This is a genomic window from Actinopolyspora biskrensis (assembly GCF_013408175.1).
Classification (GTDB): Bacteria; Actinomycetota; Actinomycetes; order Mycobacteriales; family Pseudonocardiaceae; genus Actinopolyspora; species Actinopolyspora biskrensis.
In genome coordinates this window covers 203,920-218,805 of sequence record NZ_JACBYW010000004.1, presented here as the reverse complement: position 1 = coordinate 218,805, position 14,886 = coordinate 203,920, and the positions used below count along the sequence as shown (strand labels likewise).

Genomic DNA, 14,886 nt, shown 5'->3' with positions numbered 1-14,886 from the left:
GGCCCGCGGCGGACACGGAGCGTGCCGGATGGCGAAACTCACCGGCCCGCTCCAGCGAACAGGCATAACGAACAGTCCCAACGCGTTTATCGTCGGTGTCCCGAAGTTCCCGAAACGCGGAAGGCCCGGGCGAATGAGCGACGCACAAGCGAGTGACACCGCCGCGCACGACCCCGCAACCGGCCGGCCGAACACCGCGGAGGCTCCGTCCCCGGACAATTCGACTCTGCGCCGCAAGACGAGGTTCGCGCTCATCCTCGGCGGCCTGACCGCCTTCGGGCCGTTGACCATCGACATGTACCTGCCCGCGCTGCCCCAGCTGACCGAGGACCTGGGGGCGAGTTCGGCGCAGGGGCAGCTGACCCTGACGGCGGTGCTGCTCGGACTGGCCTTCGGACAGCTGATCGCCGGACCGATCAGCGACTCGGTGGGCAGGCGGAAACCGCTGCTCGTCGGGCTGGCCGTGTACCTGACGGCCTCGGTGCTGTGCGCGATGTCCGGCGACATCTACGCGCTCACCGGGCTGCGCGCCCTGCAGGGGTTCGGCGCCGCGGCGGGGATGGTGATAGCTCGCGCGGCGGTGCGCGACCTCTACTCCGGTGTGGAAGCGGCCCGCTTCTTCTCCGCGCTGATGCTGGTGACCGGACTGGCCCCGATCCTCGCCCCGGTGATCGGCGGGCAGATACTGGCCCACACCACCTGGCGCGGGGTTTTCGTGGTGCTCACCTGCTTCGCGATCGTACTGCTGCTGGTGGCCTCCTTCGCGCTGCCGGAGACCAAACCCGGACGGTGGCGCCAGCCCCTGCGTCTCGGCTCGACGATGCGTACCTTCGGCGGGCTGCTGGCGACTCCCTCGTTCCTCGGCAACGCCCTGGCCGCCGGGCTGGCGATGGCGGCGATGTTCTCCTACATCAGCGGATCGTCCTACGTGCTGCAGGACATCTACGGCCTGTCCCCCCAGACCTACAGCCTGGTGTTCGGGCTCAACGCGGTGGGACTCGTCGCGGGGGGCCAGGCCAACGCACGGCTCGTCGGCCGGATCGCCACGGAGTCCCAGCTGCTGCTGGCCGCGCTGATCTCCTCCGCGACGGCCGGGCTGGTCCTGCTCGGCGCGGTGCTGCTGGGGCTGCCCCTGCCGGTGCTGCTGGCCGCGCTGTTCGTGATGATCGCCAGTCTCGGCTTCGTGCTGCCCAACACGACGATGCTCGCGCTGGCCGAGCGCCGGGAGGTCTCGGGGAGCGCATCGGCCCTGCTCGGCGTCACCCAGTTCGTCGTGGGGGCGATGGCCGCACCGCTGGTCGGTCTGGGCGGAGTGGAGTCCGCGCTGCCGATGGCGCTGGTGATGTTCGGGGTGGTGTTGGCCTCGCTCACCGTGTACCTCACGCTCGGCAGGCGTTCCGGCGAGGCCGCCTCCGCGGAGACCTGAGCACTCGCTCCGGCGGGGTCCGAGTCCGGTGCGGCTCGGACCCGGCCACCGGTGGCGGGCGCCTTCCTCCACCGCGGAACACGCAGCGCTTCCACCCGGTTAGCCCGTTCGCCGAACCGTGCCACCATTTTGGCCCCTGGCACGCCCGTGATCCGTTGTGACACTGTGAAATCCGGCGCTGACCAGCACGGAAGCTGCCGATGTTCGCACCGTCGGAGCGGGGTGACGCGGCATGGGAACGCACGTGGCCAATCAGGCTTTCAGACCTGGTGATCGGCAGCGGTACCGGGACAAGATGCAGCGCGGTCTGGACGCGCTGGCCCGGATGCTGGCCGAGGGCAACTTCTCCTTCCCCCACCAGCAAATGGGCTTGGAGATGGAGCTGAGCCTGGTCGACGAAGCGATGAACCCGTCGATGTCCAACACCGAGGTACTGGAAAAGATCGGCGATCCCACGTTCACCACCGAACTGGGACAGCACAACATCGAGTTCAACGTCCCCCCGCGCGTGCTGGCGGGCAAGGGGGCGCTCGAACTGGAGGAGGAACTGCGCGCCTCGCTCGTCGACGCCGACGCGAAGGCACACGACAGCGGGGCCAAAATGGTCATGATCGGGACGCTGCCGACCCTGCGCAGCTCGCACTTCGACCCGAGATGGCTGTCCCGCCCCCCGCGTTACGGACTGCTCAACCAGCAGATCTGCGCGGCCCGCGGCGAGGAGATCCTGCTGCACATGGCGGGCACACCGCTGGGGGAGCACGGCCAGGAACGGCTGCGCTCGCACGCGGAGTCGATTCTGCCCACCTCGGCCTGCACCTCGGTCCAGCTGCACCTCCAGGTGGCTCCGGAGGACTTCGCGGCGCACTGGAACGCCGCGCAGTGCCTGGCAGGGGTGCAGATCGCCGTGGGAGCGAACTCGCCGTTCCTGCTCGGCAAGGCCCTCTGGCAGGAGACCAGGGTTCCGCTGTTCCAGCAGGCCACCGACAGCAGACCCGAGGAGCTGAAGAACCAGGGAGTGCGTCCGCGTGTGTGGTTCGGCGAGCGCTGGATAACCTCGATCTTCGACCTGTTCGAGGAGAACGTGCGCTACTTCCCCGCCCTGATGCCGGAGCCGGAGGAAGAGGACCCGGTGGCCGCGTTGGACTCGGGCCGCGCCCCCAACCTCTCGGAGCTGAGGCTGCACAACGGCACGGTGTGGCGCTGGAACCGGCCGGTCTACGACCTGGCCGACGGGATTCCGCACCTGCGGGTGGAGAACAGGGTGCTGCCCTCGGGGCCGACCGTGATCGACATGCTCGCCAACGCGGCTTTCTTCTACGGGGCACAGCGTGCGCTGGCCGAACAAGACAGACCACTGTGGACGCAGCTGTCGTTCGCCACCGCGGAGGAGAACTTCTACAGCGGGGCCCGCCACGGGATGAGCGCCCGGCTCTACTGGCCGGGGCTGGGCTGGGTTCCCGCGTACGAGCTGGTGCTCCGCGAACTGCTGCCCCTGGCCCACGAGGGGCTCCGGGCCTGCGGGGTCTCGGATGCCGTGCGCGAACGCCACCTCGGTGTGCTGGAGCGGCGTTGCAGGGCGAGGCAGACGGGGGCCGACTGGCAGCGGGACACCGTGCTCGCCCTGCAGGAGCACACCGACCGGCAAACCGCCCTGGTCGAGATGCTGCGCCGCTACACCGCGCTGGGCGCCGCCGGAGATCCGGTGCACACCTGGCCGGCCGAGTAACCGCAGGTTCCGGCGCCGGGAGCGCTCCGCCCGGGCGCTTCCGGCACCGGGTTCCACGATCCGGCACCCGCCCCCGGTCTCCCGAACAGTTGCTAATAGATTGCAACTAAGACAGACTCGTTGTCGCAACCCATACGCAACAGGGAGAGGGTTCATGGCTCAGTACGTGCTGCCCGAGTTGGACTACGACTACTCGGCGCTGGAGCCCGCCATCGCAGGGGAGATCAACGAGCTTCACCACAGCAAGCACCACGCCACCTACGTCAAGGGCGCCAACGACACGATCGAGAAGATCGCCGAGGCCCGGGACAAGGGGGACTTCTCGTCGATCGTGGGGCTGGAGACCACATTGGCGTTCAACCTGGCCGGGCATTCGATGCACCTGGTCTGGTGGAAGGTGCTCAGCCCGGACGGCGGCGACAAGCCGACCGGTGAGCTCGCGGCCGCCATCGATCAGGACTTCGGTTCCTTCGACAAGTTCCGCGCCCAGATGGAGGCCGTCTCCACCACCATCCAGGGGAACGGCTGGGGCGTGCTCGCCTGGGACCCCGTCGGCCAGCGACTGATCACCCAGCAGCTGCGGGACCACCACTCGAACCTGTCGATCGCCACGACTCCGCTGCTGGTTTTCGACATCTGGGAACACGCCTACTACCTGCAGTACAAGAACGCCAAGGCCGACTACGTCCAGCAGCTCTGGAACGTCGTCAACTGGGACGAGGTGTCGCGCCGCTTCGCGGACGCACGCGCAGGCTACAACGGTCTTCGCCTGCCCCAGTCCTGATCCACGGGTCCGATCCTGGGGGTCCTGGGGGACACGTGACCGGGCGAGGTGCGCTTCCCGCGCATGGCCGCGCGGTCACAGCGGCCCCGGCAGTGAATGCTCCGACAAGCGGATCTGCCGGTTTCGACGGGGCCTCCCGCCACGGCGGGAGGCCCCGTTTCCGCTGCCGGGGGCGGCTCCGAGCCGGGAGTTCCGCGCAGCCACGGCTCACTCGGTGTTCGGGCCGGCGCTCGGGACGGCGCCGCGCGGTGCCGGAGCAGCCACGGAAACCGGGCCAACAAGGCCCTGCTGGTCCTCTTCGGACAATCACGACTCCACTACGAATCCGCGGCGCGGGACACGGGGACGCCGCGGGCGAGTATCTTTCACAAAGTGCGGAACCGATCGATCACCGTCCGGTGAACCGTTCCGCCGCGAAACGGCGGTCTCTCCCGATGAGCCCCCGCCGTCATCGCTTCAGAGGAGTCGTTCCGAAAGGAAACCCCCACACCGCATGAGTAGCACGGTAGCCGCTCCTGCGGCGGCGCCGGCCGTCAGCGGGCTCTTCCCGTTCGCGAGGAGGCCGGTTCTCCTCCTCGCGGGTGCCTTCGCACTCCTGCTGGGAGTGGCCGCGTGGTGGTACGACTACTTCGGGGACGAGCTGTACTTCATGGCCGCGGCCGATCACCTGGCGTGGGGGTATGCCGACCAGCAACCCGCACTGCCCGTATTGGCCGGCGCGACGCAGTTGCTCCTTCCCGATTCGCCGCTCACCCTGCGCCTGCCGGCCGTACTGGCCACCGCGGCGGGCGTCCCCCTCTCCGCGCAGATCGCCCGTGAACTGGGCGGGGACCGCAGGGCACAGCTCCTGACAGCGGGAGCTTTCGTGCTCAGCCCGCAGATCCTGCTCAACGGCAGGCTGCTCGGGACCATGACCTTCGACCCCATCCTGTGGACACTGCTGACCTGGCTGCTCGTTCGCTGGGTACGGCTGCGGAAAGCGGGCAGGACGGACGACGGGCTGCTGCTGTGGGCCGGGGTCGTGACCGCGGCGGCCATCCAGATCAAGTTCCTCGTGCTCGGCTTCTGGGGAGCGCTCGGCGCAGCGGTACTGCTCGCCGGGCCGCGGGAGCTGTTGGTTCGGGGCAAGCTCTGGATCGGCGCGGGCATCGCGGTGCTGACCACGGTTCCGACCCTGATCTGGCAGGCCCGCCACGACTGGCCCCAGCTCGGCATGAGCGGCGTGGTCAACGGGGAGAGCCAGTACGGCGGCGTGGAGCTGCTGGGCAGGTGGCTCGCGTTGTCCGGAGTCGTCGGAGCCGTGCTGCTGTGCTACGGCCTGGCGAGGCTGTTGTTCGAGCCGGGATCGCGTCAGTACCGGTTCATCGGTGTGACGTGCTGCGTGCTCGCCGTGACCTTCCTGAGCACCGGGGCGCGCGAGTACTACATGGTCGGCCTGTACCCGGTGTTGTTCGCCGCCGGTGCCGTGGGGCTGCAACGCAGGCGCGAGCGGGCGCGGCGCCCGTGGGTCAGCCGGCTGGCCTGGCCCACCTACGGGCTCTCCGCCGCCGTGTGCCTGACCTCGCTCACCCCCGCCCCGGTGGTTCCGGCGCTGCCCGGCCACCTGGCGAACAACAGCGGGCCGGAATGGCCCGTGATCACTCGCGACGTCGCCGCCGAGCTGCGGGCCCTGCCGGAGACGCGACGACGGCGAACGACCGTGCTGGCCTCCTCCTACTGGACGGCGGGAGCGCTGCACCACTTCGGCCCCGAGCACGGCCTTCCGGAGATCCACAGCGGCAGCAGGGGCTACGGCTATTTCGGACGGCCACCGGAGAGCTCGCAGGCGACCCTGTACGTGGGTGGCAGCCGGACCTCCCTGCTGCGTTTCTTCGGCGAGGTGGAGCGGGTCGGCACGGCCGGTTACGCGCACGACCCGGCGAAGAGCAGGCCGGTCTGGCTCGCCGAGCAGCGCGAGCTGCCCTGGTCCGAGATATGGCCGCGGCTGCGCGGCATGGGCATGTGGGAATGACGAACCGTCCGCCGCGGGACGTGGCGCGACCGACCGCGCAGGCGCACGAGTTCCACTGTGGACCCCGAGGAGCCGAAACGGGCCCGCCGAGCTGCGCTCGACGGGCCCGCCGGGTTCCCGAACTGACACCGCTCCCACCACGAAGCGGACACCATTTAGGTTAGCCTAACCTGGACCAGTGGGCAACCCCGTGGTCCGCCGTGCCAGCACCACCGCCCCGGCCAGACTCGCCAGCGCCACCACGGCCCCTCCGAGCAGCAGTGGTGCCCTGCCGTTGAACACCTCGGCCAACCACCCGGACAGCAGCCCGCCGAGCGGCCTCCCGCCCAGGAACAACATCATGTACAGCCCCATGACCCGGCCACGAACCGCGGGATCGACCGACAGCTGCACGGTGGAGTTGGCCGCCGTCGTGCACGTCATCACCGCGATCCCCACCGGGACGAGGGCCAGCGCGAAGGTCCGGTAACTCGGCATCAGCGAGGCGACGGACTCCAGCACGCCGAAAGCGGCCGCCCCGCCGAACACCAGACGCAACCGGGGGCGGCCTCCGGCCCGGCGCGCCGCGAGCGAAGCCCCCGTCAGCGTGCCCACCGCCAACGCCGTGATCAGCAGTCCGTACCCGGCGGCGTCCCGGTGGAACACGTTGCGCGCGATCACGGCGAAGGCGTTCTCGAAGTTCATCCCGAACGTGCTCACGCAGAAGACCAGCGACAGGACCACGACCAGTTCGGGACGCCCCGACACGTAACGCAGCCCGGCGAGCAGCTGACCGCGTTTCCCGCCCGGCTCCGGGGCACGGTGCAGCCGGGCGGTGTCCATCAGGGACAAACCGAGCACCACGGCGCCCGAGCTCAAACCGTTGACCAGGAAGACGGGACCGGTGCCGAGCACGGTGATCAGCCCTCCCGCCACGGCCGGGCCGACGATCCGGGCCAGGTTGAACGTCATCGAGTTCAACGCGACCGCGTTGGACAGCTGGGCCGCGCCGACCATCTCCACGACGAAGGACTGCCGGACCGGGGCGTCGAAGGCGGAGAAGCAGCCGAGCGCGAACGCGAGCGCGTACACCTGCCACAACTCGACGAGCCCGCCGACGTCGAGCAGTCCGAGCACCACTCCGCAGAGCCCCATCCCGCTCTGCACGAGGATCAGCATCCGCCGCTTGTCGAAGCGGTCCGCGATCACGCCCGCGTAGAGCGTGAACAGCATCGTCGGCAGGAACTGCAACGCCACAGCCACCCCGAGGGCCGCGGGCGAGCCACCGGAGAGCTCCAGCACGAGCCAGTCCTGGGCCGCGCGCTGCATCCACGTTCCGGTCAGGGAAACGACCTGCCCGGAGGCGTAGTAGCGGTAGTTGCGCTCCCGCAGGGAGCGGAACATCCCGCCCCGGTCACCGGAGGACGGGGCCTCGGCGGTGTCCGCGGCGCATTCCGCGGTGGAGCGCTCGGCCCGGCCGGTTCCCCGCTCCGGCGTGTCCGGCGAAGCGGTCATGAGGGGGTCTTTCCCGGCAGCGCCGAAACCGCTCTTCCCCACCTACGCAACCGGCACCGCCGCGGGGCTCGCACCGCCACTCGCGACCACCCGATCCGCCGGCGCCGCCGAGCGAACCGAGCCGCCGACCTCCCAACCCCTCACAGCTGGGCCATCCGGTCCAGTATTCGCGCGGCTTCGGAGAGGGTCGTGCGCTCCTGCTCGGTCAACTCGGCCAACCGCAGGTCCAGCCACTGCTCACGCACGGACACCTCCTGGTCCATGCGTGCCCTGCCGGAATCGGTGAGTTCGACGATCGCCTGCCTGCCGTCGGTGGGGTGCTGGCGCCTGCGGACCAGCCCCAGTTCCTCCAGCGCCGCTATCACCCTGGTCATGGAAGGCGGCTGGACACCCTCCTTCGTGGCCAGTTCGCGGGGCGCCAGCGGGCCGTTGCGCCACAGACAGGCCAACGCCGACATCTGGGACAGCGTGACGTTCGACTCGGTCTGCGTACGCAACCGGCGGTTCAAGCGCACGATCGCGATGCGCAACCTGCTCGCCAGCGTGCGCTCACGTTCAGCGGTATCGGACACATCGTTAGTTTAGCAAAATATCGGACATTCCACCGTGCCGCGCGGAGGAGCACCCCCGTCCGCGGGTAACCTGAGGACGTCCGCGCGGCGCTGGCCGGGCGAACACGTCGACGCTACTACCCGTCGGCCCGTCCCCCGAAGGGAGCCTCCACCCCGTGGCCGAGGACAGCTCGGAACCGTCGAAAGGCGCACCGGCGATGCGTCCGGTCCCATCGCTTCCACGCAGACTCGCGGAACCGACCCCCGTGGTCCTCACGGGAACGCTGTGCTGGCTGCTCGCCTCAGCGGTGTTCGGAATCCTGGGCTGGACGGGCGACGGCGTCAACGTGCACTTCTGGACCTGCGTGGTCGGAACGGCGCTCGGCCTGCTCGGGTACGGCGTCTTCCGGTGGCAGCGCGCCGCCTCGCGCCGCGGCTCCCGCGGTGCCTGGCGCGGACTCGCCGGGTTGGACGGCTGACCGCACCGGAAGGCCCCCAGGCGCCCGGTGTCGACCCCCACGCAGGCAGTCGGCACCGCCGTGAGCCAATCGAGTCGGCGCAAAACCCTGAACAGGACTCCCAGCAGAAGAGCACCGTCCAACGCAAGCGCTGTGAGCCTGAGCGGTCGGCACCGCCGCGGGTTCTCCCGTGGTGCTCTCGCGAGGAAGGCCCGACGTCGTGCGGGCCGCTACCCGATGGCGGGCCTCGCCGGAGCGAGAGCCCGCGAGGGATTCCGCCAAGCGACCCGCCAAGCAAAAGGACCCGCCGACCCTCCCCTTACCGGAGGAGGGTGGTGGCCGTGGGCTCGGCCAGCAGCGCCGCGAAGGCGAAGCGCAGATCCCAACGATCGGTCACCCAGGCCAGCGCCCGCGCCAAACCGTCCGGTGTCCGTTCGCTGTAAACCACTCCACCGCCTTCGACCCACCAGTGCACGTCGTGCTCCCCCTCCGAAGTGCGCACCCGCAGACCGTCCCGCAGCACCACCTGCCCGTAGGGAACCCGCACGCCCAGCAACTCGCAGGCAGCGGGCACCCTGGCCACGTCGCTCCAACTCTGCGCGGTCCCCTGGCCCAACACCTCGAGCACCCCCTGCTCGGAGGCCAGCGGCAGATCCAGCAGCTCGGCGAGGGACTCGGCGTCGAACTCGTCGGGGCTGCCCCCGGCGACCAGCAGCGCCGGTTCGAAAACACCGATCAACCACGGCTCGTCCAGCACCACCGCGCGGTCGGCGGTCACCACGGCCCCGGAGACGGAACGGACGGCCTGCGGCGGCTCGACCTCGGCGGGGTCGAACCTCTCGCAGGCCACGGCCTCGGCGAGGAGCCGGTGGGCGCGCAGCGCGATGCCCGCCCCCACGGTGCGCTCCGAATCGGCCAGGCGGTGCATCAGGTCCTCCGCGTCCGCCCCGTCGGAGACGTCCAGCTCCGTGCGCACCCCGGCGAGCCGCAGCTGCCAGTCCTCCAGCCCCGTGTCCGGAACCGGGTCGTACAACCCGGCCAGCCACTCGGCCTCCGGAGAGCGCCAGTGCCGCGGAGCGCGTCCGGCCAACCGGGCGTACCTGGACACCCACCACGAGGTGTACCCGCCGGACTCGCGCAGCGCCTCCAAGGTGTCCGGCTCGGAGCAGAGCAGCCCCAGCGCCGCGGGCCAGGAGTCCCCTGCGACCAGGTCCAGATCACGCACCCCGACGAAGCGGGCCGGGGGCCACTCAGCACCACGGGCCCGTTCCGACTCCTGCCACCACTCGACGGTGTCGGCCAGGCCCTCGTGCGGCGAGTCGGGTTCCTCCTCGGTCACGACGGCGAAGGAGTCCAACAACCCCGCGGAGCGCAGCACCCACCCGGGCCACCGCGCGGCCGTGTCCGACTCCAGAACCCCCAGCGGCGCTTCGGCCCCCACCGCACCGGAGTCGAGCACGTCCAACAGCGCCGCCCCGGGGATCAGCAGCTCGTCCGCCCTGCGGATCTCCCCGTCCGAGTCCCGCAACGCGAGCGCACCCAGCCAGTCACGCCCACCCGCGCTCTCGACCAGCGAGAACACCGCCTCGGCCAGCGGGATCGGATCGGTACCGGACCGCGCGTCCGAAACGCTGTTGTGCACGGCCTCGACCAGAGCGGGAGCGTCCAGCAGCTCGTCCGCACCGGCGTAGCGGGCCCCCAGGCGTTCCAACATCGGGTGCGCCGCCTCCGGATCGGCCACCCGGAGTCCGGTCACGTCCGCCCGGACCATGACCGCGGCCGAGTCGGACCCGTCCGGTCCCCCCGGCAGCAGGACCTCGCGCACGCCGGTCGCGGTGCGCCCGTCGGCCAACGGCACGGGCAGGGCCACGAACTCGTCCCGCGCGGTACGGTCCTCCTTCTCGACGGGCGCCAGCGCGTCGTACAACCGCCACCACCACCGCGACGGGCGTCGCAGCCCGGTGACCGCCCGAACCAGGTCGGCCGCGCCCATCCGGGCGACCTCGAGGGAACGCAGCGCACGCCGATGAGCCCGCCCCGCCAGCTCCGCGATCAACAGCCCCGGCACGACATCGGACAGCAGTTCCACCAGCTCCGGTGAGTGGAAGTCCAGCGCGGTCGCCCGCCGCGGTGTGACGGCGGAACCGTCGGCGGCGGGCAGCCACTCGACCTCGCCGAGCCGTTCGAGGACGGAATCCCGCAACCGCTCGTCGGTGTCGGACAACGGAAGTTCGGGAGCGGGCACCAACGAGATCCGGTCGGCCGGGTCCACCGCCGAGACCAGCTCCGAGTAGGCGCGCGCGGCCCGGTCCAGCACGAGCCCCGTGGCCGGCGAGGACGAGACCCTCCTGCGGTCCGGTTCCAGCGGAACCCCCGCCAGCAGCCGGGCGGGCAGGGACAACCTCTCCTCGGTCGGCGTGGGGGCGTGCAGCACGTCGCGGCTCAGCGGTACGACGCGCCCGTCCCCGTCCAGCTCGACCGCCCAGCACACCCACCATCCGTCGCGGGCGCGCTGCTCCACCCCCAGCCCGGTCAGCGTGGACTCCGGCCACTCCCCGGCGTCCCGCCGGAGCAGCCACGTGCGCTCCCCCTCGGGTGAGCGCACCGCGACCTTCCCCGCGCCGAGCTCCACCCTCGAGTACGAGCGCTCCCCGACACGGATCTCGTCCAACGCGGGAAGCGCCAGCAGCAGATCGGCAGCCTGCTCCTCCACGGCGTCCAGCAGGTCGGCACCGTCGACCTCGGGCAGCAACGGCAACCGCACCTCGGTGTCGAACCCCTCGGGGGGCGTCTCCTCCACCGGCCAGACCAGCCGGAGCACGGGCACCTCACCCGTGCGCTCGGCGAGCTCCCGCGCCGCCGCCGAAGCCCCTCCCTCGGAAGAGGCCAGCTCCTCGATCTCGGCCCTGGTCTCCCCGGCGGAAAAGGCCACGGCCCCGCTCGTGGAGACCAGCCGCGGGGCATCGGTCACCGCGAGAACAGCGGCGAACCCCACCCCGAACCTGCCCACGGAGCTCTCGGTGCGCTTGGGGGAAGCACGCAACGCCGCCAACCCGGCCACACCGGCCCGGTCCAGGGCCGCTCCCGTGTTGGCCACCCGCAGTTCACCGTCCCGCAGGGTCACCACCAACCGCCCGGCAGCGCCCGCGGCCGTGGCCGCGTCGGCCGCGTTCTGGGCGAGTTCGACCAGCAGCCGGTTCCGGTAACCCCCGAGCCGCAGGTCCTCCTCCGCGTTCGCGTCCTCCCGGAAGCGGGTCGGTGAATCACGCCACGAGTCGAGCACCGCGGCGCGCAGCTCGGCCGTGCCGAACGGGTCCGCACTCGAACGAGCACGCTCTCGGAGTTCACCGGGCATCGCGCCCGCGGTCCGGTCCTCGGATGAATCACTCAACAACTGTGCCCTCTGCGCCTGTGGGGATTTTCCGTTGCGGTCGTCGGGACGTCCGTTCCGGCGGAACCACCCGCCGGATCCACCGCGGTGCCCCGGCACCGGGCAGCGGCCCGCACAGCGCCGGGCCCGTCCACGCGGGATCACACGCTCGAGACCTCCCGGTGGTACCGGTGAACGGCGTGGTCGTCCCGTCACCACCGTGCCGGAAGAGCACGTCCCCCACCCGACCGGCGGGCCGAACGGAGGACTTCAGCGGCACCGACGATGTCCCGAAACTTCCGTCGCTTCCCCTGTGCTCCGTGCGTTGTAACTGTATCCTGCGAATACAGCCACGGAACGCACGGCGAGTCCGCTGAGGACACCGTTGCCGTGGCGTGCACGAAAACCGGGTACGGGGCCACCCGTACGGCCACGGCCCTTCGGGCCGCGACTCCCACCGCTCCAGGGTTGCCGGGACTTCCGGGGGAGGCACCACCGCCCCGGGCCGGACGACCGGACGACGCGGAAAGCACCCTTCCGGGACTTCCGCCGGGAGCTGTTCCCACTCACCCGCGCACCCCGGCGGACGGACTCCTCGCAGCAGGAGGCGATCATGGGACCACTGGTAACGATGTCGTTCGCGGAGCCCACGGAGGTCCGCGAGTTTCCGCACGGCAGGCTCGAACTGTTCGACCTGCACGGTTCGGCCGTCGGAAGGTTCGTGCTGGAACCGGGCTGGCACTGGGCCGAGGACGTCGCGCCGCTGGCCGGGACGAGCAGTTGCCAACAGCGCCATGTCGGCTACGTGCTGACCGGCAACCTGCAAGTGATGATGGACGAGGGGACCCACGGGGTGATCAAGGCCGGGGAGATGCTGCACATCGAACCGGGGCACGATGCCCGAACGCTGGGTGCGGACACGGTGACGCTCATCGACTTCTCCGACGTCGCCACCTACGCCGTGGACACCGCGACGCTGCGCGCCGCGCGCTGAACCCAACCGCCCCGGTCCCGCGGCTTCGGTACGTTCGAAGCGCCCCGCCCGGAGAAGCACCACGGCCCCGCCGGACCGCCGCGCGCCACGGTGCCGCTCCCGGCCCGCGGGCCGGGAGCGGCACCGTGGGACCGCCCGGGACGGGCACGACCGCCGTTGTTCAGTCGGCGTCCCTGGACTCGAAGTCGATCGTGGTGTCGTCGTAGACGACGTCGGCCACGGGAATCGTCGAGGACGTGTCCACCTCCGCCTCGGAATGCGCCCCGCAGCCGAACTCGACGTGAACCACCCGTCCGTCCGCGGGTGAGACCGAGTTGGCGCACGCGCCGAAGGCCGCCCGCATCGAGCCGGACAGCGGCAGGAAGAAACCGCAGCTCCCACACGGCCCCGGAGCGAGCCTGGCGGTCTCGGAATCGGGCCCGAACTCGCCCTGCTGCCACCGCTCGGCCGCTTCCAGGCGCCCCTGCCTGCTGAGGACCCGTCCCCGGCCACCGTCCACCTCGTAGGCGAACTCGGCCGCCGAGTCGTCGCCGGGCAGCGCGCCCGGGGCCAGCCGGGGGTCGTCCCGCTCGCTCGGCAGCAGGTCCCCCGCTCCCAGATCACCCGGACGGATTCGCTCGCTCCAGGGGACCCAGTCGGGTGCCACGAGGGCCTGCGACCCGGGCAGCAGGACCACCTCGCTGACCGTCACCGGGTACCCCTCCCCGGGGGAGGCCACGGTGACCGCCCAACGCCACCCGACGTACCCGTGATAGGTCGTCTCGAAGTAGTGCGTGGCGGCCGTGTCGGACTCGTGCTCGACGCTGACGTGCTCGCCGACAGCCGCCCCCTGCGTCTCCATCGCGAGCACCGGCGAGGCGTTCGGATCGCTACCGGCGGCGGCCTCCTCCTCCGCGGCGGAACGCGCGATGTCCACCGCCTCGGCGAGTCTCGGATCGGGTCGCCGCTCGCCTCCGGCAGCGTTGCTTGGCTCTGACGCCGTCTCGACGTCGCTGATCGGAGCAGGCATAGGCGTCACACTCCCGATTGTGCCGCACGTGTTTCGTGGAGTGGGCGGGCGTGCCACGCTTTCGGGGTGCGAGTTCGGAACTGGTGGGGTTTGTTCGACCGCTTCCGGGGCGGACCGGTCGTTCCGGGGGGGTTCCACTTCGGAGTCCGACGGCGGAGAAGGACGCGGCTGCTCGTCACCTGCCTCGTGCCGCTGGCGATCCTGGGAACCGCTCGATGCGGAACGTCGCAACAACCACAACAACACGGCAACCGAGGCAGCGATCAGAGCGAACAAGGCTTGTGGCACGGGGGCAGCGTGCCACACCTGCGCGCCGATGTGATCCACGTTCTGCCGCATGATCCGTCCTTGTTCACCCAGGGTCTTGAAACGAACTCGGGAACACTCTACGAAAGCACCGGTAAGCACGGTGAATCGGTTCTGCGCGCCGTCGACTTGACAAACGGCGCGGAACTCGAACGGGTCGAGCTGCCGAGCCGGTTCTTCGGCGAGGGGATCACCGTCGTCGGGGACCGGATCTGGCAGCTGAGCTGGAAGTCCGGGACGGCCTTCCTGCGCGACCGCGCGACCCTGCGGGAGAAGCGCCGAGCGAGCTACGACGGGGAGGGCTGGGGGCTCTGCTCCTCCGGCGGGCGACTGGTGATGAGCGACGGCTCGGAGGAGCTGACCTTCCGGGACCCGAACACCTTCGCCGAGCGCGGACGGGTGACGGTCCGACTGGGCGGGGAACCGGTCGAGGAGCTCAACGAGCTGGAGTGCGTGGACGGCTCGGTGTGGGCCAACGTGTGGAAAACCGATCGGATCGTGCGAATCGACCCGGACTCGGGACGGGTCACTGCCGTGGTGAACGCGAGCGGACTCCTCGACGAGAGCGCGGAGTCCGGCGCGGGAGTGCTCAACGGGACAGCCGCCACCGACGCGGAGGGCGAGTTCCTGCTCACCGGCAAGTACTGGCCGAAGATGTTCCGCGTGCGGTTCGTCCCCGAATGACGCGCCGCCCCGGAGGGGTGAACGTTTCGGCGGATCGGGTGAGGCAGGCTTCCGGGACCGGCCACGGCCCGCG

General features: G+C 70.7%; 11 protein-coding genes. 7 read left to right on the top strand and 4 right to left on the bottom strand.

All coding sequences use genetic code 11. The features are described from left to right. Positions 1-133 precede the first annotated feature (133 nt). The 4 genes from FHR84_RS12090 to FHR84_RS12075 all read left to right on the top strand — a co-directional run bounded on the left by FHR84_RS12090 (position 134) and on the right by FHR84_RS12075 (position 5,947). Positions 134-1,426, top strand: coding sequence for a multidrug effflux MFS transporter (locus tag FHR84_RS12090; protein ID WP_179535588.1), 1,293 nt, complete (start codon positions 134-136; stop codon positions 1,424-1,426). 232 nt (positions 1,427-1,658) lie between these two features. After that, positions 1,659-3,152 (top strand): glutamate-cysteine ligase family protein, encoded by a 1,494-nt coding sequence (locus FHR84_RS12085; RefSeq protein ID WP_179535587.1) that lies wholly within the window; start codon positions 1,659-1,661, stop codon positions 3,150-3,152. A 154-nt stretch (positions 3,153-3,306) separates the two neighbouring features. After that, entirely contained in the window at positions 3,307-3,936 is a 630-nt protein-coding gene (locus tag FHR84_RS12080) for a superoxide dismutase (RefSeq protein WP_179535586.1), read from the top strand. 493 nt (positions 3,937-4,429) lie between these two features. After that, on the top strand, positions 4,430-5,947 hold the full coding sequence (locus tag FHR84_RS12075; RefSeq protein WP_179535585.1) for a glycosyltransferase family 39 protein: 1,518 nt from the start codon (positions 4,430-4,432) through the stop codon (positions 5,945-5,947). A gap of 165 nt (positions 5,948-6,112) precedes the next feature. Here FHR84_RS12075 and FHR84_RS12070 read toward each other — a convergent pair whose 3' ends face one another. Then, complete coding sequence (locus FHR84_RS12070; protein ID WP_218862770.1) at positions 6,113-7,441, bottom strand: MFS transporter; 1,329 nt, start codon at positions 7,439-7,441, stop codon at positions 6,113-6,115. A 140-nt stretch (positions 7,442-7,581) separates the two neighbouring features. After that, entirely contained in the window at positions 7,582-8,013 is a 432-nt protein-coding gene (locus FHR84_RS12065; RefSeq protein WP_179535583.1) for a MarR family transcriptional regulator, read from the bottom strand. 155 nt (positions 8,014-8,168) lie between these two features. On the opposite strand from FHR84_RS12065, the gene FHR84_RS12060 reads away from it, so the two are divergent. After that, entirely contained in the window at positions 8,169-8,471 is a 303-nt protein-coding gene (locus FHR84_RS12060; protein ID WP_343075248.1) for a DUF2530 domain-containing protein, read from the top strand. Between the two features lie 298 nt (positions 8,472-8,769). Here FHR84_RS12060 and FHR84_RS12055 read toward each other — a convergent pair whose 3' ends face one another. Continuing rightward, the gene (locus FHR84_RS12055) at positions 8,770-11,805 is read right to left on the bottom strand and encodes a sacsin N-terminal ATP-binding-like domain-containing protein (RefSeq protein WP_179535848.1); all 3,036 of its coding nucleotides are present in this window, start codon (positions 11,803-11,805) and stop codon (positions 8,770-8,772) included. Between the two features lie 628 nt (positions 11,806-12,433). On the opposite strand from FHR84_RS12055, the gene FHR84_RS12050 reads away from it, so the two are divergent. Beyond that, positions 12,434-12,814 (top strand): cupin domain-containing protein, encoded by a 381-nt coding sequence (locus FHR84_RS12050; RefSeq protein WP_179535582.1) that lies wholly within the window; start codon positions 12,434-12,436, stop codon positions 12,812-12,814. Between the two features lie 160 nt (positions 12,815-12,974). On the opposite strand, the gene FHR84_RS12045 is transcribed toward FHR84_RS12050, so the two are convergent. Beyond that, positions 12,975-13,823 (bottom strand): DUF3027 domain-containing protein, encoded by an 849-nt coding sequence (locus FHR84_RS12045; protein WP_179535847.1) that lies wholly within the window; start codon positions 13,821-13,823, stop codon positions 12,975-12,977. Positions 13,824-14,120: 297 nt separating this feature from the next. Between FHR84_RS12045 and FHR84_RS12040 the strand changes: the two genes are divergently transcribed. Next, positions 14,121-14,813 carry a glutaminyl-peptide cyclotransferase gene (locus tag FHR84_RS12040; protein ID WP_343075247.1) on the top strand — a complete coding sequence of 231 codons (693 nt, stop codon included), beginning with the start codon at positions 14,121-14,123 and terminating at the stop codon, positions 14,811-14,813. Positions 14,814-14,886 lie beyond the last annotated feature (73 nt).